Here is a 21,489-nt window from a genome sequence, read left to right as displayed (position 1 = left end):
CTCTTCCCTTTCAAAGATTTTGGGAAACTTTACTATTCCTATTGCATAATTGCGGATAAACTACCTTTCGGAATTTACCGCCCAAGGTGACCTTGGTCACGATCAAATGAAATGACAGGTAGTAGATTTGTTCTATCAAATAAAAAAAACATTATCAAACATACCCATGGAAACAACAACGCCATCTATGCCACGAATAGGAGATTTAGCTCCGGACTTTGAAGCGATGACCACTACAGGAAAAATGAAATTTTCCGAATACATCAAGGACAGCTGGACCATCCTCTTTTCCCATCCAGCAGACTTCACTCCTGTATGTACCACCGAAATGAGCGGTTTTGCTTTGGATCAAAGCTTCTTCGATGAACATAAGACCAAACTCGTTGGATTGAGTATCGATTCGATTCATGCGCACATTGCATGGGTCAATAATGTAAAGAAAAACACAGGGGTCCTCTTCGAATTCCCGATCATTGCGGACATCGATATGAGTGTGTCCAAGCGCTACGGAATGCTACAGCCGGGAGAAAGTGAAACTGCGGCAGTGCGAGCAGTATTCTTCATTGATCCAGCTGGTAAGATTCGCTTGATCATGTACTATCCGCTCAATGTGGGTAGAAATATGGAAGAAATCAAACGTGCCTTGATTGCACTTCAAACAGCAGATAAGTACAAAGTCTCCCTTCCGCTCAATTGGGTACCGGGTGAAAAGGCGATTGTCTCTCCGCCAAAGACCGTTGATGAAATGATTGAAAGAGAAGCAAGTGATTATGAAATGGTAGATTTCTATTTAGCCAAAAAAGAGCTACCAAAAGCCTAGGATTTTTGGATTAAAGGGTTAATTAGTGGGAAACCTTCTCGGAATTTTCGGGAAGGTTTTTTTATATCTGGCTTTTAAAACAAAATAAAATTTACTCAAAAAGGTTTATAGATTTCGAACCGCGTTTCCTACTCAAAACATTTTTTTTTGAATTATGGGTTTTATTTTAAACCAGTTTTATTGTTTTTTTCAAAATTTTCTAAATAACAAGGATAAAAAAAGAGAGCTTATCCGAAAATAAGCTCTCTAAGTGGGTCTATTGTTAATGGATTAAAACCATATAAAATTTGGTAAACAGGTTTGTTCAGCAACTTTTTTGTGTACCAAAATTTATTAAACTTAAGGAAAATGATTAGAAATACATAAAATCAGTAAAAAATTTTTTATCATTTTTCCATTTTTTATTCTCAAAGAATCTAGGAACTATGACAATAGATGAGCTTTATCCGGAAAAATCAGTTTGATAGACTTTTGGGGTTTTGCCAAATTCCTGTTTGAAAGCACGAATAAAGTAGCTGATGTTTTTAAATCCAGCCATAATCGCCACTTCCTTGACTTGATAACTCCCCAGTTTGAGGTAATTTTTAGCCAGCTTTAGCCGTTCTTTGAGCACATACTCCATAGGGGTGAGTCCTAGCTCTTGCTTGAAACTCCGTAAAAAATGAGCCTTACTCATACAGGCTTTATTTGCCAGCTCTTCCAAATTCAAGTCTTCCCTGATTCGTTGTTTGATGTAATCCACCACAAAGGCCAGCCGATTTCCTGAAGCTAATTGCTTGTAAGTTTTTTCCAGCATATCTCGAGCTTGAGTTTGGCTCAGCCGAATCAAAAGTTCTTTCAATGCCAAAGAAGCAATCAAATCTTTCTCACGGGAGCGCTCTTTTACTCCTATCTTAATAAATCGGTTGATAATTTCACTCAACTCATTGGTATTAATCAAATGAAAATAACTGAGATCCAAGCCCCATTCTTGCGTGAGCACTCGGCTTGAAAATCGCTCATTAAGCATGTTAAACGTATTTTCTATCATTTCTTTGGAAATGGACAAGGCGATACATTGAGTAGGGTTTTCCCATTTGGCCTCTGGAAAATCTATTTTCATTACTTCATTGGGAGGAACAATCACCGATTCACCAGGTAGGTAGTCGAAGCCGGGCTTTTCAAACAAATGCATGACCTTTTTACCCTTGAGCATAGTCGTCAATACCAAATCACCAAAAACAAGATTAACGTTTTCGGCCTCCTGATGGGTTTCAAAAATATTTAATTCACAATTATCTAGTGTATAGGTCGTCCTGTTTTCCACCAGAGTTTTAAGATCCTTAGGATTTCTCCAAGGAACTCCTGCTATAAAGTTACTTTGGGTCATTCGGTAATTTACCAAGAACATCCTGACAAAAAAAGACCCAGAGCGCAATGGACTTGTGATTTTTTCTAAAAAATGAAGTAAGCCAGCAATTGAGTACAACAGATTGAGCACAGAGTGTCATTTTTCAAATGACTTATTCTGGAAATTTGATAAAAACCAAAATAACTTAACAAATGAGTACACAAACCTTATCCCAGGCTACTCCCGTGGAGCGGCCTCAAGTTAAAGAGAAATACGACCATTTTATTGGTGGAAAATGGGTAGCACCCAGCAGCGGAGAATATTTTGACAATATTTCTCCTGTGGACGGATCTGTTTTTTCCAAAGCCGCCCGCGGAAACAAAGAAGACGTGGAAAAGGCATTGGACGCCGCACATGAAGCATTCAAGTCCTGGTCAAAAACTTCAGCGGCCGAACGATCTCGAGTTCTAAACAAAATCGCAGATATCATCGAAGAAAACTTGGAACTGCTTGCCCGAATAGAGACGATGGACAATGGGAAAGCGCTTCGAGAAACTAGAGCTGCAGATCTCCCTCTTTGCGTGGACCATTTCCGCTATTTTGCAGGAGTGATTCGTGCCGATGAAAGTACCATTTCAGAACATGATGAGCATACTGTAAGTATTGCTCTGAGTGAGCCGCTTGGAGTAGTAGGACAAATCATCCCTTGGAATTTCCCTTTACTGATGGCGACTTGGAAAATCGCGCCTGCCCTTGCTGCTGGTTGCTGTACGGTGGTTAAACCTGCCGAGCAAACACCGACGAGTATCATGGTACTCATGGAATTGATTGCAGATGCACTTCCTGCTGGAGTGCTGAACGTGGTCACAGGATTCGGTCCTGAGGCAGGAAAGCCGCTTGCCACCTCTCCAAGAGTTGCCAAAGTTGCTTTCACCGGAGAAACCACCACCGGACGCTTGATTATGCAGTATGCGTCGGAAAACTTGATTCCCGTGACGATGGAGCTTGGTGGCAAATCACCTAATATTTTTATGAAATCCATCGCCGATGCCGATGATGACTTCTTTGACAAGTGTATCGAAGGAGCGGTCATGTTTGCCCTTAACCAAGGCGAAGTATGTACCTGTCCTTCGAGGATTTTAGTCCATGAGGACATTTATGATATCTTTATGGACAAAGTCATCGCCCGAACCCAGGCTATTAAAATGGGCCATCCTCTTGCTGAAGATACCATGATGGGTGCTCAAGCCTCCAATGATCAATATGAAAAAATCCTTTCCTACATCGAAATTGGTAAGGAAGAAGGTGCTACAGTTTTGACAGGAGGAGCCAAAGCTGGACTAAATTCCGGTCTGGAAAATGGGTATTATATCCAGCCTACCATTCTGAAAGGGCATAATAAAATGCGGGTATTTCAGGAAGAAATTTTCGGCCCGGTAACCTGCGTAACAACCTTTAAAACTACCCAAGAGGCAATCGAAATCGCCAATGACACCATGTACGGACTGGGGGCAGGACTATGGTCCCGAGATGCCCATGAACTCTACCAAGTTCCCAGAGCAATTCAAGCCGGACGTGTTTGGGTCAATTGCTATCATGCCTATCCGGCACATGCGCCATTTGGAGGATACAAGAAATCAGGATTTGGACGTGAAAACCATGCCATGATGTTAAATCATTACCGTCAAACCAAAAACATGCTGATATCCTATAGCAAGCAGAAATTGGGATTCTTCTAGAATTAACCATTTCTTTGGATCAGAGGCGGGGGAAATAAACCCCGCCTTTAAATGCTTAAAAACCAAAAAAACATGACTCATACCAAAAGAATCCTGATTACAGACGCCGCAAAAGAAACCATTGATACCTTAAGAAAACGCTTTGGAAATGAGCTGATGTTTCATCAAAGCGGGGGATGCTGCGATGGGTCTTCTCCCATGTGCTTCGAAAAGGGAGATTTTAAAGTCGGATCTCGAGACATTTGGATGGGGGAAGTTTATGGCTGTGATTTTTTTATGTCCGCAGATCAGTTCGAATACTGGAAACACACCCAATTGACCCTGGATATCACTCCCGGAAGGGGAAGTAGCTTTTCCATTGAAATCCCCATGGGGATCCGATTTATGATCCGCTCTCGCTTGTTTACGACGAAGGAACTGGAAAACTTAGAACCGACCAAAACTGGAGAGGAAGTTTTGAATTCTTAAAGTTCTGAGATAGTCTCGTTTTCATCGATTTACTGAATATTAATACTTTACAAAATAAAAAGTTGTGTTTCTCGGATTGTAAAACTAGGTTTATAATAGGGTATTAAGGAAATAAATAAAGCAGTTTTAACTTCGCCGATTGAAATTAACTAGGACATTTCAATCGGATAGAAAAAATTTTGATTAGAAATCAATCCTTTTTGAGTCAGCAAGTAAACTTACACTATTCATTTGCCGCTACCAGCCAGAATTTTTATGCCCCCGCTAGGACAATTCTTCCACTGCCCTGGAGCATATTTTGGGACATATCGCTCGTGAAAAAATACCGCTAATTTGGAAAGAATGGAAGAAACCCTAGATCTGGGCGAATACCGCAGATACCAATAGTTTGTCTCCAATTCAACATGGGATTACTCCGCTGTATTGAAAAAACTTCAGCTCCAAGCCTCAGAAGTAAATGCATTGCGAATGGAGCAGCCTTTGGCTGAGTCGGTGGAGATGGCAACACTTTTCATGAGGAACGAACGGATTGAAAACGGAGTGGATACCCCCTTACTCCGTGTAAGAAATTATAGAATCCTAACGATCGTTTCCAAGTTTGGAACTCCCCAACAATTCCAAATAAAGCGGGACCAGATGAAATCGAGCACGACTAAAGAGACACACAGAGGGATGATTATAATCTATGCGAAGATTCCATATGACCTCTGAAAAAAAATTAAAACAAGGCACCTAAAATGACAACAAGATATCGATTAACATTACTTGCTAAAGGAAGATCTTAAAGTAGTAATATTCAAACTCCAATATTTCTTATATTCAAGACTCAAGTAATTTTTACTTTACCCAAAATCTATGAGCGAACTTGAAATTCATGGGCAAAACCAAAAACTCGGGAAATTGCAGGAATACATGCGCGAATTTGTCTACGGAGGAATTGATGGCGCTGTCACCACTTTTGCGGTAGTAGCTGGAGGTTTTGGTGCCAATTTGGACACTGGGATTATTTTGATTTTGGGCTTCGCCAATCTTTTGGCCGATGGTTTTTCCATGTCAGTGGGGGCATACCTTTCCGCCAAAACAGACAAGGAAAACTTTAAAAAACACGAAAAAATAGAATATTGGGAGGTGGAAAATATCCCCGAAAAAGAGGAAGAGGAAATCCGGGAAATCTATGCTTCAAAAGGCTTTAAAGGAGAATTATTGGAAAAGGTAGTCCGACAAATCTGCTCAGACAAAAATTTGTGGGTTGCTGAAATGATGAAGGACGAATTGGAAATGATGGAAGAAACCAAGAGTCCTTTCAAAATTGGTTTAGCCACCTTGATCTCTTTTGTTTTGGTTGGATTCATTCCTTTATTGGTATATTTGATTGATTTTTTCAGCCCAATTGACAGCAATATCTTCCTTTTCACCAGCCTATTAACAGGCTTCGCTTTTATGCTCGTAGGCTGGATGAAAAGCTGGGTTAACCACACCTCTACTTTGAGAAGCATTACTGAAACGGTGGGATTGGGCCTTTTGGCAGCACTCGTAGCCTATTATGTAGGAGATATATTGGAAGGATTTTTTATCAACAAGGTATGACAACCCTAGATGAAGTCTTGGTCCGAATGGATCAAATCGTAGCCGAATGCCATCAAAGCCAAAGCCGAATGGGATATTTTGCCATCCTTTATCGGCAAGTGACGCGCAGAATACGAGACGGGATTTTTACTGGAGAATTTCTGGACAATCCACGAATGGAACTGCTAGACGTCCTTTTTGCTCAACGATTCATCCAAGCCTATGATCTTTGGAAATCGGAACAAGTACCCACCCAAAGCTGGAAAGTTGCTTTTGAGGCAAGCGAAAAATCGAATCACTTGGTTTTGCAACATCTTTTTTTGGGAATAAATGCCCACATTAATTTGGACTTAGGAATTGCTGCCTCTGAAACCATGCACGGAAAAAATCTAGTGGACATTAAAGCCGATTTTGATAAAATCAATGAAATTCTCGCTGAATTGGTGGATGGAGTCAAAGCTAATATCAGCAAAGTATCCCCCATCTTTGGCTGGGTAATTCCACTGGCCAAGGGCAAAGATGAAATGCTGCTCAACTTTTCCATTCAATTAGCTCGAGATGGCGCTTGGAAATATGCCAACGAATATCATGCTGACCCAGACAAGGAATTTCAAATTCAAGACCGAGACAAAAACATAGCTGCACTAGCTAGAAAATTGGTAAACCCCGGCAAATTCCTGAGTTTTTTGATCAAAATCGTGGCATTTGCAGAGTGGAAATCCGTCAGCAAAACACTAGAACAATTGGATCAAGTAGCTCACGAAACTATACAATAGGTTTGAATCCAAGGAGGTCTAAAATACCAACTCATCCAAAAACTTTCGACAGTCATAAACGGGAATCTCAGAAAAATAAAAGCCTTCCGAGTCCTCTGTGATGATGGCTTGACAATCATGCAGCAAAGCGGAATAATACTCCAAGCCATCCTCGAAATCAACTACACTAGGATCAGAAACTGCTTGAGAAACCACCACCGAATCGACCGAAGCAATATGAAGCTTGGAAGAAAGGATTTCCATTTTCCGTTTGGCAAGACCAGCTCCACTTTTTTTCTCTGAAAAATAGAGGGCAATTGCCAAGCAAATGGGTGTCGTAAAAAGTTGATAGCTGAGGTTATCAGCCAAGCTTAAGATTCGCGCCGAATGGGGAAAAAGCGGATATTCCTTATTTAATACAGAAACCAAAACATTCGCATCGAGAAAAACCTTCATTTTTTGCTACCAAAAAACTCCTCTTTCATTGCTTTTCGACTCGATGATGAGCGCTTATATTCTACCTCACCCTCAGACACCATATTTACCCAATCAGCAATCGGAAGCTCCTCCAACGATTGGTAATTTTTGGAAGTCATCTGGGCATAAAAAAATTCGGTCAGTCTGGAAAGGCTGATGTTATTTTGGTCGGCAAAATCCTTGGCTCTGTCTATGATGTCTTTATTAAAAGACAATGTAATTTTAGTATCCATGGCACTCTCAATTACTTTCTGTCGTAAAGAAAAAAATATTTACACGTATTTCAAAGCAACTCTCTCATTTTCTCCGCTTTTTCAATCCCAATTTGCCAATTCCCGATCAGTTTCAGCTCGGTTTTTTCTGTTGGTTTTTTCCTTTTTCAAATCAGTAGCATAAAAATGTGTTTCCTGAAAATAACCTACACGAGCCTCTGATTCTCCTTTGGCAATGGTCCATTTTTCACCTTTGAAAAGTTTAACCCGATCTTCATGTAATTCCAAAAGTTCGTCATAGGGTCCGCGTGGCGAAATTAATTTGACGAAAATCGGTGCCGTCTCAATGGCAATAAAAAGCAATAGGATAAAAATATTAGCCATGGCCATCGCTGAACTCTCTGTGGTCAAGACCGACAGTGCATCCATTCGGGCTGCCAGTCCATCAAACCCTTCGATTCCGGGTTGTTGTTTTTCAAATTCCGCTTGACGAAAAGCCATAAATTCCCGAATCTGAGTTTCTAGAGTATCTATTCGGATTTGAGCTCTACTTCTCAATTGTTCCAAAGCTAGCTGTGCAGCGTCCAGCTGTTCTTCTTTTTTCTTCGCATTGGCCCCTAGTCCAACGATCCCACTGGTGCCACTGGTTTTCTCTCCAAAACGCTCCGCATCGTATTCCTGCTGAATCTGGTCCCGAAAGGCCTCCGCCTTTGAAATTTCATCTTTCAGCGCTTCAATTTTTCCTTCCAATTCCAAAATTTCAGGAAAGCCCTTAGCCAAATTAGCTTTTGACTCTGCTATAAATTCTATTTTTTTCTCATCTAATTTTCGATTGATTTCTCGCTCAAACATCTTTAATTCCAGCGGCTTGGAAATCACTAATGCCAACAAAATAGCCAAGACTAGCCTAGGAATCGCCAGCTTCCATTCGGTCCAAGCATTTTCCTTTTTTCGCATACTGGACACGATAAACCGGTCTAGGTTAAAAATCATCAAACCCCAAAGCAAACCGAAGCCAATTGAGGGAATCAAACTCTGAAACACTGTAAATAAGGCATATCCGGCTGAAATAGCAGCCAGCACACCGGTGAAAAACACCGTAGCTCCAATCCCTACATATTTATTTGATTCAGTCGGGGTTCGCTTGAGAATGGAAAAATTGGCGCCACTGCAAAACCAGAAAAATCGGCTTAGATGATTCATGAATAGAGTCTTATGATTGGTCTGAAATATAAACGCTAAAATCTCACCAAAAAGATGTATTCAGGTAACACCTGGGACAATACCCCCAAATCAGGGACAGAAAGGCATTTTTTCAGGATCAAATCCAATTTGGACAAGTAGATATTCCGTCCGAGCTGTTCGAATATGAGCAGCGGATGAACGGTTTTGCACATGCCTGATTTTAGTTTATGTTTGAGTTATGAAAAAACTCTTCGGCCTAATTATCGTCCTTTTCATTGCCACTGAGCAGATTTGCTTGAGTCAATCTCATCCATTCGATCAGGAAGTGAGAAGTCTCACCCAGAAAATCGACAGTCTGGGATGGAGTCCCGGAGCTACGGTTTTTACGGGTAGCTCTACGATCCGAATGTGGAATGACCTAGCCGAAACCTTTCCAAACAACGAGCTCATCAATACGGGATTTGGGGGTTCCCAAGCCATCGATCTTAAGCGCCATTTATTCCCCCTAGTTTTAAAATATGAGCCTGCCCGAGTTTTTATTTACGAAGGAGACAATGACCTCTGGGCAGATGTCCCTGCTGAGGAAATCATGGAAACTTTCGAAGATATAATTAGCCGGATACTTCTAGCCAATCCCCAAACAGAAATCTATTTAATCGGCGCCAAGCCAAGTCCAAGCCGCTGGGAAAAAGAATCGCTCTACCGAGAATTTAACCAACGCCTAGAGGAGTTTGCTCAAAAAGTGGAAAAGGCAACCTACATCGACACTTGGAAAGCCTTGACCGATTCCCAAGGAAAATCACGACCAGAACTTTACCTGAATGATCAGCTACATTTAAATGCCAAAGGATATCAAATCTGGAAATCGATTTTCAGACCTTATTTTGATTGATTAGGAGCCAAAAACTCGGAGGGAAACGGCCAGCACAATTTGCTGAGACCGGAAGCTTTGATCTTGGCCAAAGACTCGGTCGAATTTGAATTTCTGATCATTAAATTCTCGCTCATAGCGTAAATCTAGGCCCACCGGCCCCATGGAAACTCCCAACCCAAACTGATATCCCATCCGCAACCGTCGATTAAAATCTTCTGAGGTATCGGGAATAAAATTATCTTCCAACGTATAATGAAAGGATGGCCCACCAAACACATTTACAATTCTAAATAGACGAATTCCTACCAAAATCGGGGCATCTATTCGCTTGGCCTCCGCCTCGACCAAACCGGTATTAAATCGGGTTTCTGTATAAACCAGTTCCGGCCTTAGGTAAATATCATAGGAATTCATGGTGTAAAAAACCCCGGCATGGTACCCCACTCCACCCAAAGGGTCTTTCCAAACTGATTCTGCATCACGAAAATAGTTTCCGGAAGTATTGTAATTCATCCCCCCTTTCACTCCAAATCCTGATCCTTGCTGTGCTGAAGCTGCAAATCCTGAAAAGAAAAACAGACTAACTATCGCAATTCCTACCTTTACTAATTTCATATTTTCTTGCTTTTAAGGAAAGTCTAAACCAAAACTCAATTTGTAACCGGAAATGATCTCTTTTTTGATGATTTTCGTAAATCTTAAGAAATGACTCCAAACACAAGGCGAACTTTGATGTTTTCTTTCCAGTTTCAAATACAAGACCAAACTGTAGAAACTCCTGTATAATTTATCACTTCATGCAAAATCAATTTAAGGTAAAACCTATGATACTATCGCTTTTTATGGCTGCCATGATGGCTTGCGCCTCTCCTGAGCAATCCAACGAGCAAGCAAGTTCGAAAGAGCCAAAAACAGAACAATTCTCTGGAAAAACCGAAAAAGCTACCTTTGCAGGCGGCTGTTTTTGGTGCGTAGAAGCACCATTTGAGGAGTTGGATGGAGTTATCTCTGTGATTTCAGGCTATGCCGGTGGCAAAGAAAAAAATCCTACCTATGGTGAGGTCAGCGGTGGAAAAACCTCCCATCGCGAATCTGTACAAATCACCTTTGATCCAGAAGTGATCAGTTATTCCGAATTGGTGGATATATTCTGGCAAACTTTTGACCCCACAGACGTCGGTGGATCATTTTACGATCGAGGAAGTCAATATGAATCTGCTATTTTCGTTCACGATGCAGAGCAAAAGAAAGTCGCCGAAGAGTCTAAAAAACGGCTGGATGCCTCTGGGAAATTTGACAAACCAGTCGCCACTCCGGTCATCAAATACACCAATTTTTACCCGGCCGAGGAGTATCATCAGGATTATTACAAAAAAAATCCAACCGAATATTATGCCTATCGGAATGGTAGCGGAAGAGACGCCTTTATTAAAAAACATTGGCCAGAATTATCCGAAGAAAAGTATCCAGCCAAGTCCAAAAAAGAACTGAAAGAAACCTTGACCCCACTGCAATACGAGGTCACTATGGAGGATGAAACCGAATACGCATTCCAAAATGAATACAACGGAAATAAAGAAGAAGGAATTTACGTCTGCATTGTTTCGGGGGCGCCTTTGTTTAGCTCAAAAGATAAATACGAGTCAGGATCGGGATGGCCGAGTTTCACCAAACCAATTGACGCTCGAATCATTGACAAACCCATTGATAAAAGTATGGCAATGAGTCGTGTGGAAGTTCGCAGCAAACTAGGAAATAGCCATGTGGGACACGTATTTTACGATGGTCCAGAGCCGACCCAATTGCGCTATTGCATGAATTCTGCAGCCATGAAATTCATCCCAAAAACTGAAATGGAAGCGGCAGGATATGGTGATTTCATTTGGTTAGTGGATTAAGTACGAGTTGGGTTGCCCAATTTAGGCAACCCATTCTTTTCTGTTTTTTAGATAAATTCTTCCTAAACAATTTTTCTTTCTGGGCTCCTTACTAGGGGAGAAACCATTTTTAAACCTCCCGTTCTTACGCAAAATCTATTCAGATGGCATCAAAGTTGAGATTTATCAGAAGCAGTATTTTTTCTTTTGCTCTTTTAAATTATTCAACACAACCTGTCATACTTTTCAGGAATTAGGTTTTTCTAAGAAAAATAAAACATATCTAAGGCTTTTTATTCTTTTCATCCATAAAAATCAATATTTTAGACACGTTTTATCACCACCCTCAGCCCTATGAAATTTGATATCCTCTTAGTTGATGATGATCCTGATACGTTGTTTTTACATGAAATACTCATCAAAAAATCGGGATTGAGTCCAAGTCCAAAGAAATTTGAAAGTGGTCAAAAAATAATTGATTTTCTTCGAGAGCACCAGCCTAAAAAAGAGAAATACCTAGTCTTTTTGGATATTTACATGACTGACATTGATGGTTGGAAGGTGCTGGATTTCATCGAACAACTCCGACTTCACCCAAACCTCAAAGTGATGCTACTGAGTTCCTCAGTTAATTTCGATGACAAACGAAAGGCGATGGACTATCCTTCGGTGATCGAGTATATCGAAAAACCACTCATGCTCCATTACCTGGAGCGATTGAAAGAGCAGGCTATCTTTTAAATCAATTTCCGAAAGGTTAAATTAATTCTGGGACCAGGATCTCTTTTGGTTTTTGGAATTTGATGTTCCCAATAGTGTTGGCTCTCCCCAGCCATGATCAAAAGGCTTCCGTGATGGAGAGGAATAGTAAGTTTATTGGATTTTGACTCATAGTGCCGAAGCTGGAAATTGCGGGTAGCGCCAAAACTCACCGAAGCAATGCATGGGTTTTTGCCCAAGCTTGCCTCATTATCTCGGTGCCAGCCCATACTATCCTGACCAGTTCGGTAATAATTTAGCAAAACATGGGTGAAATTTATAGAAACAAGGGATTCTATCCGCTTTCTAATTTCAACTAAAGGCTGAATCCAATTTAAGGCTTTCATTTCAATTCCGGAATAGGAATAAGCCACTTTAGGATCTCCGTATAAAGCTGTCAAGCGAGGCTGCATAACTTTCTTTCCAAACATCCAAATGGGCTCTTGCTTCCAAGGGACTTGGTCGATTAAGAATTTGAAAAATTGATCCGCTTCTTTTTGAACAAAAAACTTCTCATAAAAATGTACCTCGCCCTGAAAGGGGAGAAAATTTCCATTTGGAGGTAGAAATAATTTTTGCTGCATAATGATCAAAACTGATCTGCTATCTTGAAAGTTTATTTTTCAGACTAGCTATTCAATTTTTCAAAAGGCTCCTTATCTTTAATAGACAAAATACTCAAAATGAAAAAAACAGCATACATCATCGGCTTGGTCCTCATAGCAGTACTAGCCGGATTATTTTGGTACAAATTTTATTTTGTTTTTGGTGAAGGAGTAAAAGCCGGGTCCTTAAATTACTTTGTCAAAAAAGGTATAATTTTCAAAACCTATGAGGGTCGAGTCGTCCAAGAAGGATTTCAGAGTCCGACTGCCGGAGCCCTTCAGAGCAATGAATTCAGATTCAGTGTCGCTGACGATAGCATCGCTGTGAAATTGGAGCGTGCCTCAGGCAAATTTGTTGAACTTCGATACAAGGAATACAACGGACAGCTTCCCTGGAGAGGAGCCAGTAATTTTATCGTGACTGAAGTACTCACGGTTGAAGATAATGGTAAAAGCTCGGGAGTACCTTTTAATCAGTAATTATTCTCTATTCCAATAATCAACAACCGTAACGTCTTTCAAATGTGGACCTAGAATTTCCCCGAATCGTTTATGGGCCGGATGAGGTAAATAGGCGTCCCGATCTTCTTCAGAGTGAAAGGTCAGCGTGAAAGCATGTGTCAGCCCCTTATTCAATCCTTCTGGGCTGGAGTTTACTCCCCATTCAAACCCTTTAATTCCCTCGATTTCATTTTGCAAATCCCGGAAAGCATCAATCACTCCTTGAATATCTTCTTGGGAAGATTCTTCTTTAAATGAAAAATAGACCACATGCCTTAACACAGAATCGGGTGAGTTCATGACCTTTTCTTTGATTATTTCTTTTTCTACTATTTGCTCTTTTTCATTGACCGTACCGCATCCTAAGAGCAGGAGAAAGGGTAATTTCAACAGGATTTTTTTCATTTTGAGAGGATTTGATGGCCATAGTTACAAAATGTACCTGAATAAATTTTAATTTTTATCTGGCAAGTTTGGATTTAATGATTTTCTTGTAAATTCAACGAATTATTAATAGAAAAACTAATTTATGATAACTAGAAGAATTTTACGATCTGGCCTTTCAATCTTATTGGGCACATGGGTTTTAATCCTCTTTTCCTGCAATTCGGAACAAAATTCCACCGAAAATACAGAAGATATTTCTTATGAATTGGTCAAAATCGATTCTTTTGAAGTTGAAAATTTCACTCAGGTTTTGATTAGAGATTATTCCCCTGAAGAAAAACGCTATTTGGGTTATTCGATGGTAGAAGATGAAATTCTAGAAATCAGCAAAACTGGAGAAATTATAAAACGAGTCAAAAAAAAAGGCGAAGGACCTGGACTCTATGGAAACTGGAATCCGATTGGGTTAACTTTTGGTCCAAAGGGATTACGAGTAGCAGAACTTCCATTTACCATTTTCGCTTATGATTCAGCCTATAACGTAGTACACGAGCAGCGAATTCAATCTCCTCTTCCTATCCGAACTTTTGGCCCAATGGGAAAGCCTCCCTATTATCAAATCCAGGACAGCACCTATTTTTTGGTTGGTCCGACCAATTACTTATCAGCCCATTTTTTAATCCGAGATGAAGTAGGAAGGGATACACTTCAAAATTTTTATCGAATCAACCTTGAAACCGGCGACATGCAATCTGTAGTACCTTATCGGGAAAACTCCATTTATTTCGAATCTGAAAACATTTATCAGGAATTAATGACCAAATCATTTTTAATTGACCAGGAAAGTAATGAACTGTTGCTTCTTCATTCTCTGGAAAAAGAAATTGAAATCTATGAATTACCCGGCTTGACATTAAAGGGTACGGTGCCTCTCAATCCCCGTGAATTCCTTCGATATTCTCCTCTGCCTATTGAAACTCCTGGAAATGACGAGCGAGTGAATAAACTTCGAGTTATGGCTGGGCGTAATCTCGACCTCATAAAAATTGACACGGATTTCTATTTAGTAAAATACTATACCGGAGTATCGGAATCAGAATATCAGACCAGAAATGAAATCGATGCACTCTATTCCCCCTTATCCGATCCGGAGGAGCAGGGGATTTTATTGGTCAAAAATCAAAAACAATTACCAATCGAATTGCCTTCTATTCAAGGGACGATTTTATTTGGACTAGGCGAGGGAAAATTTCTAGTTCGGGAAAATCCAAATCCAGAGCTAGAAGAGGAAGTCACCCGATTTGGCATTTATCAAATAAAAGAAATCTAAGTATGAATGTTGCATTTTTTAGCACCAAGTCCTATGACAGGGCCAGCTTTGACCAGCTACTCCCGAGTTATTCCCATCAAATCACCTATTTTGAAGCTAAACTGGATCACAACTCGGCTATTTTGGCACATGGACATGAAGTAGTTTGCGCTTTTGTAAATGATCAACTGGATAAAGCCACATTGAAAAACCTGAAAAACGAGGGGGTAAAGCTCATTGCCCTTCGCTGTGCGGGATATAACCAAGTTGATCTTAATGAGGCAAAAAAGCTCGGAATCACACTAGTCAGGGTCCCGGCCTATAGTCCAGAGGCTGTAGCTGAACATGCACTGGCTTTGATTTTAACTTTAAGCCGAAAAACTCATAAAGCCTATAATCGAGTTCGCGAAAATAATTATTCGATTGAGGGGTTAACTGGATTCAACTTGTATGGAAAAACGGTTGGAGTTATAGGCACTGGAGCCATAGGAACCGCATTTTGTAAAATTGTCCTGGGATTGGGTTGTACAGTTTTAGCATCTGATCCTTTTGAAAATCAAAAATTAAAGAAATTGGGAGTTTCTTTTTTGCCGGTAAAAGATTTGCTAAAAAAATCGGATATCGTTTCGATGCACTGTCCGCTTACTCCTGCCACCAAGCACATGATCAATAAAGAATCACTTCAACTCATGAAAAATGGCTGCATGTTGATCAATACTTCAAGAGGAGCACTCATTGAAACAAAAGCCGCTATTCAAGCACTAAAAATCGGGAAAATCGGATATTTAGGCATTGATGTTTATGAACAAGAAGAAGATCTCTTTTTCCAAAATCGATCTGAAGAAATTCTCCAAGATGAGCAAATCGCCCGATTGATGACTTTTCCCAATGTATTAGTAACTGGACATCAAGCCTTTTTGACTCACGAGGCACTTTATCAAATCGCCAAAACTACCCTAGACAACCTTGTCGCTTTTGAACATGGAGAGACACTTGTCAATGAAGTGAAATAAAAATCCCCGAAACCAATGAAGGAATCGGGGATTTCGTTTTAAAAAGCGGCTGGAATTATCCTACTACTTTCACGTTTACGGCGTTAACACCTTTCTTACCTTGAACTACGTCAAATGTAACTTTATCATTTTCACGGATCTCGTGAACCAAGCCTGAGTGGTGTACGAATACATCTTCACTTTGATCAGCTGGTGTAATAAAACCAAAACCTTTGGTTGTGTTAAAGAATTTTACTGTTCCTTCATTCATGATTACTAATTTTTACTTTGTTGTTTGTTATTTGAATATTGATTTCTAGAAATCGGTTGTTTTTTTGGTGGCTCCGGTTCCGGAGGAGTTTCGGAAATGTTTCCAAACTCATCGACATAGGCCAACATGTCTTCCAGTTCCCCGCTTTTAGGCTGTTCTTTGCGGGCTAGTTTCTTTTCTAATTTTTCTTTTTGTTTTCTTTTTTTAAGTTCTGCTTTTTGTTTTTTGATGAATGTGTTTTGATTTTTCGACATTGTAGCTTTTTAATTGACAAATGTGATGGCTCTGCCGGTCTTGCCAGCTCGACCCGTACGGCCGATTCTGTGGATATAGCTATCCATAGACATGGGAAGCTGATAATTGATCACATGGGTCACATCAGCCACGTCTATACCTCTAGCGGCCACGTCGGTGGCTACTAGTACTCGTGTTAATCCTTTCTTAAATTCCTCAATCGTTCGATTTCGGAAATTCTGGGATTTATTACCATGAATCAACCCGGAATGGATCCCCACTTGATTCAGTTTTTTACTTAGTCTATCGGCAAGTCTTTTGGTCTCGGTAAAGATGATAACCTTTTCCAAATCTGGATTTTGAAATAATCCCTCCAAAACCAAAAACTTATCTTCAGTTGACTTCAAACGAATAATTTCTTGATCGACGTTTTCACTGGTAGTGCCACCATTATTAATTTTAACTTCCACCGGATTGGTCAAAAGCGAATCGATCATCGCTTTTTGAGAAGGCTCCAAGGTCGCACTAAAAAGCATGGTCTGCGTTCTTTTAGTCATGAACTTGACGATCTTTTTCACGTCGTTGATAAAACCCATATCCAGCATTCGATCAAATTCATCCAATACCAGCGTATCAAATTTATTCAAATGCAAAAGTTTGCGATTGGTCAAATCCAAAAGTCTACCAGGGGTCCCGACTACAACGTGCAACTTTCGGCTCAGCGTTTTGAAATCCGAGTTGATGTTTGTCCCACCAATAAAAGTGGCTGAAAACAACCCCATCCCTTTAGTCAAGCTTTTAAATTCCTCTTCAATCTGCAAAGCTAACTCCCTTGTAGGGGTGACAATCAAAGCGGTTTTTACTTCGCTTGATGACTTTATTTTTTCAATTATTGGAATCAAAAAGGCTGCAGTTTTCCCTGAACCTGTATTAGAAATCCCCAATAAATCCCGTCCGTTCAAAAGAGGCAAAACTGCCTGTTCCTGAATATTAGTCAAGGTTTGGTAACCCTTGGCCACTAGATTTTTAAGAAGTTGATTGGATAAGGGTAATTCCGAGAAGGGACGCTCAGATCTAAATCCTTCCTGTCCACTCGGCTGAGCTTTCTTGATGAGCAGGTTCGCATCCAATTTGGAAACTTTAGCTGCTTTTTGGTTGACCCGTCCCCCTCTATTCGCCTGAGGCTTTCCTTGAGGTTTAGGTTTATTTCTAGTATTAAATTGCATATTAGGCTTTTACGGGCTCCAGCTCAGGACTATTCCCCAAGAGATAGAGCATTTTAAAATGATCAAGTACAGCCCCTACAAAATTCGGCTTTGAATAGTATGGAATATTAAATTCCTCAGCCGTAGATTTTACGATTTTTGAGATTTCTCGATAATGGACATGGCATACATCGGGAAACAAGTGATGCTCTACCTGGTAATTCAAACCTCCGATAAACCATTCCAGAATTCTGGAGTTTGGAGCGAAGTTACAGGTTGTAGCCAATTGATGAAGCATCCGCTCCCCTTCGACAATACCGTCTTCATTGGCAATTGGAAATTCAACCTCCGGCACAATGTGAGCAGTCTGAAATACCATCGTAATGACAAAACCCGTCACTGCATGCATCGCTATGAAAGCTAAAATGATCAGACCCGCTGAAAAAGGGGAGAAAATAATTGGTAAACCCAAAATCACACTGAAGTAACCAATTTTCCATGCAGCAATTTTAAGAAGGTTATTCCGGTAGGCATTGTCACCTTTAACCAATCCTTTTTTGTGGTATCTGGTCAATCGAACAAAATCCTTAGCAGTTACCCAACCAATTGTGGAAAGAGAATAAAAAAACCAAGCATATAAATGTTGATATTTATGAAGTGAGTTTTTTTCCGCACTAGGAGAAAATCTCAAAAAGAAAGGGGCATTAATATCATCATCATGCTCATCGATATTGGTGTAGCTATGATGAAGTACGTTATGTTGAATCTTCCAAACGGTAGAACTCGCACCGACAAGGTTGAGCGTGTAGCCCACCCATTTGTTGACCATGGGATTTTTGGAATATGAGCCGTGATTTGCATCATGCATCACCCCCATTCCTACTCCTGCCATCCCAAATCCGGCCAAAACAAAACAGCCAAACAATTGCCAGGTCTCGGTAACTAAACCACCTATGACTGCTGTAATGGGCAGGAGATATAATGAAAGTAGCACTACAGTCTTGACGACCATTTGCACATTGCCGTATTTCGATTGATTTGTGGCCTTGAAATGACCATAAACTCTACTTCGGAGTGTTTGAGAGAATTCAGATAAAACTGATTCTGAGAATCTTACTGTTTTAATAAGGGTAGTATTTGGTGATAAACTTAATTGTTCCCATAGGATTTTGCTGCAGGTTTTAATTGATCGCCCTAAGGTAGATCTATTAAAAAAGTAGAAAAAGAGAATAAAACCTTTGCAAGGAGGAACTCTGGAATTTGCTACTTAAGCAGGTTGATAATCAACGCTGGATTACTTTAACTATCGTGAATGAAATTCTTATAATTTCCTTTTCCACAGATCAAAGGTGAGGATAAGATTTTGATTTTCCTAATTTTCTAATAAAACCAGCCCTGCTCCTGGGATTTTTTATTTCTTCTCAACTCATGCACTGTCCTTAGGATAAAGTGTCAAATGGTATTGATCCCTGCTTACATTTCCTTATCAAAAATAAAACTCAATGGAGTCTCCAATTGAGAATCCCACTGACATGAATCATGCCTACTTTGTTGTATTGCTGTACAGGCGTAAGCGGGGTTGAATTAATCGCTTCCTTATTCATCAGGAGTAAATGAAAATCTAGTTTTTCCCATTTTTTTGGCTTCCATTTTAGACCTAAATTAACTTGTCTATAAGAGGGGAACGCATATTTATTGGCCGGAGCGTCATTAATGTCCGGAAGCCAGTGAATTCCCGAGTGAGCATAAATCAATAAATTAGTTTTGGGAAAATTATATGCCAAATACAACACCACTGCTTCAAAGTTTTCATAGCCCTCATTTCGCTCACGGGGGATGAAAGTAAACCAAGGATCTTTCCCCCATTCCCGAGGATTGAGCCATCGGCCTTTTCCACCTGTTTTTGTAAAATTCAAATGAGTCTCCAAGCGCTTTGTCTCAAAACCTATTCGTGTGGAAAGTAACCAATTTTTATCCTGGGGATTTTTATACCTTAAGATTGGATCAGGATTTCCTCCTTCCCCCATCCCACTTTGATAGCCTACTTGAACACCCGAAAGCCAGTTCCCTAATTTATCTCCAGTGCTCCATTTTTGGTTCCATTCGGCCCAAAATGTACTGGAAATATTATGAGCCTGAGTTTGAGAGACCTGCAATTTCCCCTTCGGAAGTTTTTTTGTCACTTCCATAATGGTAATCCGCTTACTCAAAGTGTTTCCAAAATATTGAGAAGGCATCCCATTCGGGTCTCTGGCCACAGGGAATATCCCTACTGACTCGCCTGGATTGGTCCATTGACTCATTCCTCTTACGCGGAGCCGATCGATGTACCATGCTGAAAAAACCAAATTTTCATTGGGTTGGTAGGCCACACTTACTCCTTCCATCAAGGTGGGCGAAAGCCTCCCGTCCTGCGGATTGACCCAAGGAGTATTGATATCCATTCTCCCCAAGGCCACCTCCCAGAATTGGCCTTTATACCGAATCGTCAACCTTTCAAAACTCCCAAATACCCGGTCGCCAGGATTTTGCAGATCATAAAGTCCTATTTCATACCGATTTCTTCGTCCTGTAATCGGGCTAGCTTCCCAGATTTGTGAACTCCAAATATCCGCAAATCCCCTATAACTACTTTGTAAAGACCAATTTGAGCCATACGTCAATTTCGCACCTACGCTCAGTGAAGCACCCAACGAATAATCATCTTTAAATTTACCGGGATAAGTGGTACTCATCCAAAAAGTCCGGAAATGAACCTGTGGAATTACCGAGAACTTTTTCTGCTCACCTTGAGATTGGGCCAACAAAAAAAAGGGGGATGAAAATATTATCCCCATTAAAATACGTCTCATTCAGATTTGGCTTTTGCTTCTTTAATGGATTTAAAAGGCCCGTATTTATGCTGTAGCTCAGAAAAACCATCACTAAAAGGTCCAAAGGGATGATCCATAGGTTTTTTGGAAATATCAGGCCAATCTGCACTTAAATCCTTTGAAGGCCGATCAAGACTATTGACGTAGGCTGCCACATCCCAAGCCTCTTCATCGGAGATCAAAGGATTTTCAAACGTAGCCCCCAAAGGCATATTGGCTCTCACATAGCCTGCAAATCTAGAAAGACGATAAAGCCCCGCTCCACTATTGTAACTGTGCTCTCCCCAAAGTGGCGGATAAATATACCCCGAGCCATCTTGCTTGGGAAGCCCCTGCCCATCGGAGGCGTGACAGCTTTGGCACTGCTGCTCGTAAATTACTTTTCCTTTTACAGGATCAGCGGCTCGATCCAAAAGGGGAACTTCATAGATTCCAACTCCCTTTGGCTTTTCTCCACGAGGCACCTCTTTTCCCAACCATTTCATATAATCCACCATAGCGATCATTTCTTTAGAGCTTCGTTCGAGAGGCTGACCGTTTAAACTCCGCTCAAAACAATCATTAATTCGTTTTTCGATATCCTCAGACTGACCTGATCTTGCACGGATTTTAGGATAAGTCGAAGCCACAGCACTGTAATTATTCCCCAGGGGGGCAGTTCCGGCCTGTAAATGACAATTTTGACAATTTAATCCATTGGACATTTTCCTCACTTTTCCATTTGGACCGAGGTATTCGGCCGTATTAGCGATCAATTCCTTTCCATACTTGATGGATTCGGCATTGGGCTCGCTATCCACAACTGCCCAATCTGGAGCTACCCACATCCCTGCTGGATCCATCAGTGCTTTGGTTTGGGGAAATTCTACGGCTCCCCTCAACTCCTCTTCAGGTTCAGACGGAGAGAGTTCAGGTAAGTTGACTCCTGAGTAAGAAAGGTAAACAACCCATCCAACCACACCAACCAAAGTTGTAGCCAAAGCCAACAAGCCCAGCATAAGGGAAATCAGCTGTATGAAAGGTTTTCCAATCTGATTCATAGATTTCGAG

25 protein-coding genes are annotated in these 21,489 nt (G+C 40.6%); 12 read left to right on the top strand and 13 right to left on the bottom strand.

Features of this window, described 5'->3' with window-relative positions:
• The first annotated feature begins 166 nt into the window (after positions 1 to 166).
• On the top strand, positions 167 to 820 hold the full coding sequence (locus Q0L00_RS15615; RefSeq protein WP_297337819.1) for a peroxiredoxin: 654 nt from the start codon (positions 167 to 169) through the stop codon (positions 818 to 820).
• A gap of 442 nt (positions 821 to 1,262) precedes the next feature.
• Here the strand turns inward: Q0L00_RS15615 and Q0L00_RS15610 are convergent, their stop codons facing one another.
• Complete coding sequence (locus Q0L00_RS15610; RefSeq protein ID WP_297337818.1) at positions 1,263 to 2,189, bottom strand: AraC family transcriptional regulator; 927 nt, start codon at positions 2,187 to 2,189, stop codon at positions 1,263 to 1,265.
• A gap of 173 nt (positions 2,190 to 2,362) precedes the next feature.
• Here Q0L00_RS15610 and Q0L00_RS15605 point away from each other — a divergent pair, with 173 nt between their 5' ends.
• From Q0L00_RS15605 to Q0L00_RS15585, 5 genes are all read left to right on the top strand, one after another.
• Positions 2,363 to 3,889 carry an aldehyde dehydrogenase family protein gene (locus Q0L00_RS15605; RefSeq protein ID WP_297337817.1) on the top strand — a complete coding sequence of 509 codons (1,527 nt, stop codon included), beginning with the start codon at positions 2,363 to 2,365 and terminating at the stop codon, positions 3,887 to 3,889.
• 51 nt (positions 3,890 to 3,940) lie between these two features.
• Positions 3,941 to 4,357: a DUF779 domain-containing protein gene (locus Q0L00_RS15600; RefSeq protein WP_297337816.1), complete on the top strand. Its 417-nt coding sequence runs from the start codon at positions 3,941 to 3,943 to the stop codon at positions 4,355 to 4,357.
• A 423-nt stretch (positions 4,358 to 4,780) separates the two neighbouring features.
• Positions 4,781 to 5,068, top strand: coding sequence for a hypothetical protein (locus Q0L00_RS15595; RefSeq protein WP_297337815.1), 288 nt, complete (start codon positions 4,781 to 4,783; stop codon positions 5,066 to 5,068).
• A gap of 144 nt (positions 5,069 to 5,212) precedes the next feature.
• Positions 5,213 to 5,944 carry a VIT1/CCC1 transporter family protein gene (locus Q0L00_RS15590; RefSeq protein ID WP_297337814.1) on the top strand — a complete coding sequence of 244 codons (732 nt, stop codon included), beginning with the start codon at positions 5,213 to 5,215 and terminating at the stop codon, positions 5,942 to 5,944.
• Positions 5,941 to 6,699, top strand: coding sequence for a DUF5995 family protein (locus tag Q0L00_RS15585; protein WP_297337813.1), 759 nt, complete (start codon positions 5,941 to 5,943; stop codon positions 6,697 to 6,699). The genes Q0L00_RS15590 and Q0L00_RS15585 overlap by 4 nt, the downstream gene beginning before the upstream one ends.
• A gap of 18 nt (positions 6,700 to 6,717) precedes the next feature.
• On the opposite strand, the gene Q0L00_RS15580 is transcribed toward Q0L00_RS15585, so the two are convergent.
• The 3 genes from Q0L00_RS15580 to Q0L00_RS15570 all read right to left on the bottom strand — a co-directional run bounded on the left by Q0L00_RS15580 (position 6,718) and on the right by Q0L00_RS15570 (position 8,570).
• Positions 6,718 to 7,134: a PIN domain-containing protein gene (locus Q0L00_RS15580; RefSeq protein WP_297337812.1), complete on the bottom strand. Its 417-nt coding sequence runs from the start codon at positions 7,132 to 7,134 to the stop codon at positions 6,718 to 6,720.
• Positions 7,131 to 7,388, bottom strand: a complete 258-nt coding sequence (locus tag Q0L00_RS15575; protein WP_297337811.1) for a DUF6364 family protein — start codon at positions 7,386 to 7,388, stop codon at positions 7,131 to 7,133. Before Q0L00_RS15575 ends, Q0L00_RS15580 begins: the two co-directional genes overlap by 4 nt.
• Positions 7,389 to 7,469: 81 nt before the next feature.
• Positions 7,470 to 8,570, bottom strand: a complete 1,101-nt coding sequence (locus Q0L00_RS15570; protein WP_297337810.1) for a DUF4407 domain-containing protein — start codon at positions 8,568 to 8,570, stop codon at positions 7,470 to 7,472.
• 220 nt (positions 8,571 to 8,790) lie between these two features.
• Between Q0L00_RS15570 and Q0L00_RS15565 the strand changes: the two genes are divergently transcribed.
• Positions 8,791 to 9,444 carry a GDSL-type esterase/lipase family protein gene (locus Q0L00_RS15565; protein ID WP_297337809.1) on the top strand — a complete coding sequence of 218 codons (654 nt, stop codon included), beginning with the start codon at positions 8,791 to 8,793 and terminating at the stop codon, positions 9,442 to 9,444.
• On the opposite strand, the gene Q0L00_RS15560 is transcribed toward Q0L00_RS15565, so the two are convergent.
• Positions 9,445 to 10,041 (bottom strand): outer membrane beta-barrel protein, encoded by a 597-nt coding sequence (locus Q0L00_RS15560; RefSeq protein WP_297337808.1) that lies wholly within the window; start codon positions 10,039 to 10,041, stop codon positions 9,445 to 9,447.
• Between the two features lie 182 nt (positions 10,042 to 10,223).
• Here Q0L00_RS15560 and msrA point away from each other — a divergent pair, with 182 nt between their 5' ends.
• Both msrA and Q0L00_RS15550 read left to right on the top strand, forming a co-directional pair.
• On the top strand, positions 10,224 to 11,324 hold the full coding sequence (gene msrA, locus Q0L00_RS15555; protein WP_297337807.1) for a peptide-methionine (S)-S-oxide reductase MsrA: 1,101 nt from the start codon (positions 10,224 to 10,226) through the stop codon (positions 11,322 to 11,324).
• Between the two features lie 333 nt (positions 11,325 to 11,657).
• Positions 11,658 to 12,044, top strand: coding sequence for a response regulator (locus tag Q0L00_RS15550; RefSeq protein ID WP_297337806.1), 387 nt, complete (start codon positions 11,658 to 11,660; stop codon positions 12,042 to 12,044).
• Here the strand turns inward: Q0L00_RS15550 and Q0L00_RS15545 are convergent.
• On the bottom strand, positions 12,041 to 12,646 hold the full coding sequence (locus Q0L00_RS15545; RefSeq protein WP_297337805.1) for an alpha-ketoglutarate-dependent dioxygenase AlkB: 606 nt from the start codon (positions 12,644 to 12,646) through the stop codon (positions 12,041 to 12,043). The two genes, Q0L00_RS15550 and Q0L00_RS15545, sit on opposite strands and share 4 nt — an antisense overlap.
• A 99-nt stretch (positions 12,647 to 12,745) precedes the next feature.
• Here Q0L00_RS15545 and Q0L00_RS15540 point away from each other — a divergent pair, with 99 nt between their 5' ends.
• A complete protein-coding gene (locus tag Q0L00_RS15540) occupies positions 12,746 to 13,147 on the top strand; it encodes a hypothetical protein (RefSeq protein WP_297337804.1) in 402 nt (133 codons plus the stop codon).
• Here the strand turns inward: Q0L00_RS15540 and Q0L00_RS15535 are convergent, their stop codons facing one another.
• The gene (locus Q0L00_RS15535) at positions 13,148 to 13,573 is read right to left on the bottom strand and encodes a Dabb family protein (RefSeq protein WP_297337803.1); all 426 of its coding nucleotides are present in this window, start codon (positions 13,571 to 13,573) and stop codon (positions 13,148 to 13,150) included.
• A gap of 124 nt (positions 13,574 to 13,697) precedes the next feature.
• Between Q0L00_RS15535 and Q0L00_RS15530 the strand changes: the two genes are divergently transcribed.
• Positions 13,698 to 14,885: a hypothetical protein gene (locus tag Q0L00_RS15530; protein WP_297337802.1), complete on the top strand. Its 1,188-nt coding sequence runs from the start codon at positions 13,698 to 13,700 to the stop codon at positions 14,883 to 14,885.
• Between the two features lie 2 nt (positions 14,886 to 14,887).
• On the top strand, positions 14,888 to 15,877 hold the full coding sequence (locus Q0L00_RS15525; RefSeq protein WP_297337801.1) for a 2-hydroxyacid dehydrogenase: 990 nt from the start codon (positions 14,888 to 14,890) through the stop codon (positions 15,875 to 15,877).
• A gap of 55 nt (positions 15,878 to 15,932) precedes the next feature.
• Here Q0L00_RS15525 and Q0L00_RS15520 read toward each other — a convergent pair whose 3' ends face one another.
• The 6 genes from Q0L00_RS15520 to Q0L00_RS15495 form a co-directional block, all read right to left on the bottom strand.
• The gene (locus Q0L00_RS15520) at positions 15,933 to 16,127 is read right to left on the bottom strand and encodes a cold-shock protein (RefSeq protein WP_087937637.1); all 195 of its coding nucleotides are present in this window, start codon (positions 16,125 to 16,127) and stop codon (positions 15,933 to 15,935) included.
• 5 nt (positions 16,128 to 16,132) lie between these two features.
• Positions 16,133 to 16,381 carry a cold-shock protein gene (locus Q0L00_RS15515; RefSeq protein WP_297337800.1) on the bottom strand — a complete coding sequence of 83 codons (249 nt, stop codon included), beginning with the start codon at positions 16,379 to 16,381 and terminating at the stop codon, positions 16,133 to 16,135.
• Between the two features lie 9 nt (positions 16,382 to 16,390).
• Positions 16,391 to 17,587: a DEAD/DEAH box helicase gene (locus tag Q0L00_RS15510; protein ID WP_297337799.1), complete on the bottom strand. Its 1,197-nt coding sequence runs from the start codon at positions 17,585 to 17,587 to the stop codon at positions 16,391 to 16,393.
• Position 17,588: 1 nt separating this feature from the next.
• Complete coding sequence (locus tag Q0L00_RS15505) at positions 17,589 to 18,578, bottom strand: acyl-CoA desaturase (protein ID WP_297337798.1); 990 nt, start codon at positions 18,576 to 18,578, stop codon at positions 17,589 to 17,591.
• 487 nt (positions 18,579 to 19,065) lie between these two features.
• Positions 19,066 to 20,418 (bottom strand): hypothetical protein, encoded by a 1,353-nt coding sequence (locus tag Q0L00_RS15500; RefSeq protein WP_297337797.1) that lies wholly within the window; start codon positions 20,416 to 20,418, stop codon positions 19,066 to 19,068.
• On the bottom strand, positions 20,415 to 21,479 hold the full coding sequence (locus Q0L00_RS15495) for a c-type cytochrome (protein ID WP_297337796.1): 1,065 nt from the start codon (positions 21,477 to 21,479) through the stop codon (positions 20,415 to 20,417). Before Q0L00_RS15495 ends, Q0L00_RS15500 begins: the two co-directional genes overlap by 4 nt.
• Between the last annotated feature and the right edge of the window lie 10 nt (positions 21,480 to 21,489).

This window comes from Algoriphagus sp., assembly GCF_024305035.1.
Classification (GTDB): domain Bacteria; phylum Bacteroidota; class Bacteroidia; order Cytophagales; family Cyclobacteriaceae; genus Algoriphagus.
The sequence above is the reverse complement of the archived record's forward strand: the minus strand, read 5'-3'. Positions and strand labels throughout refer to the sequence as shown.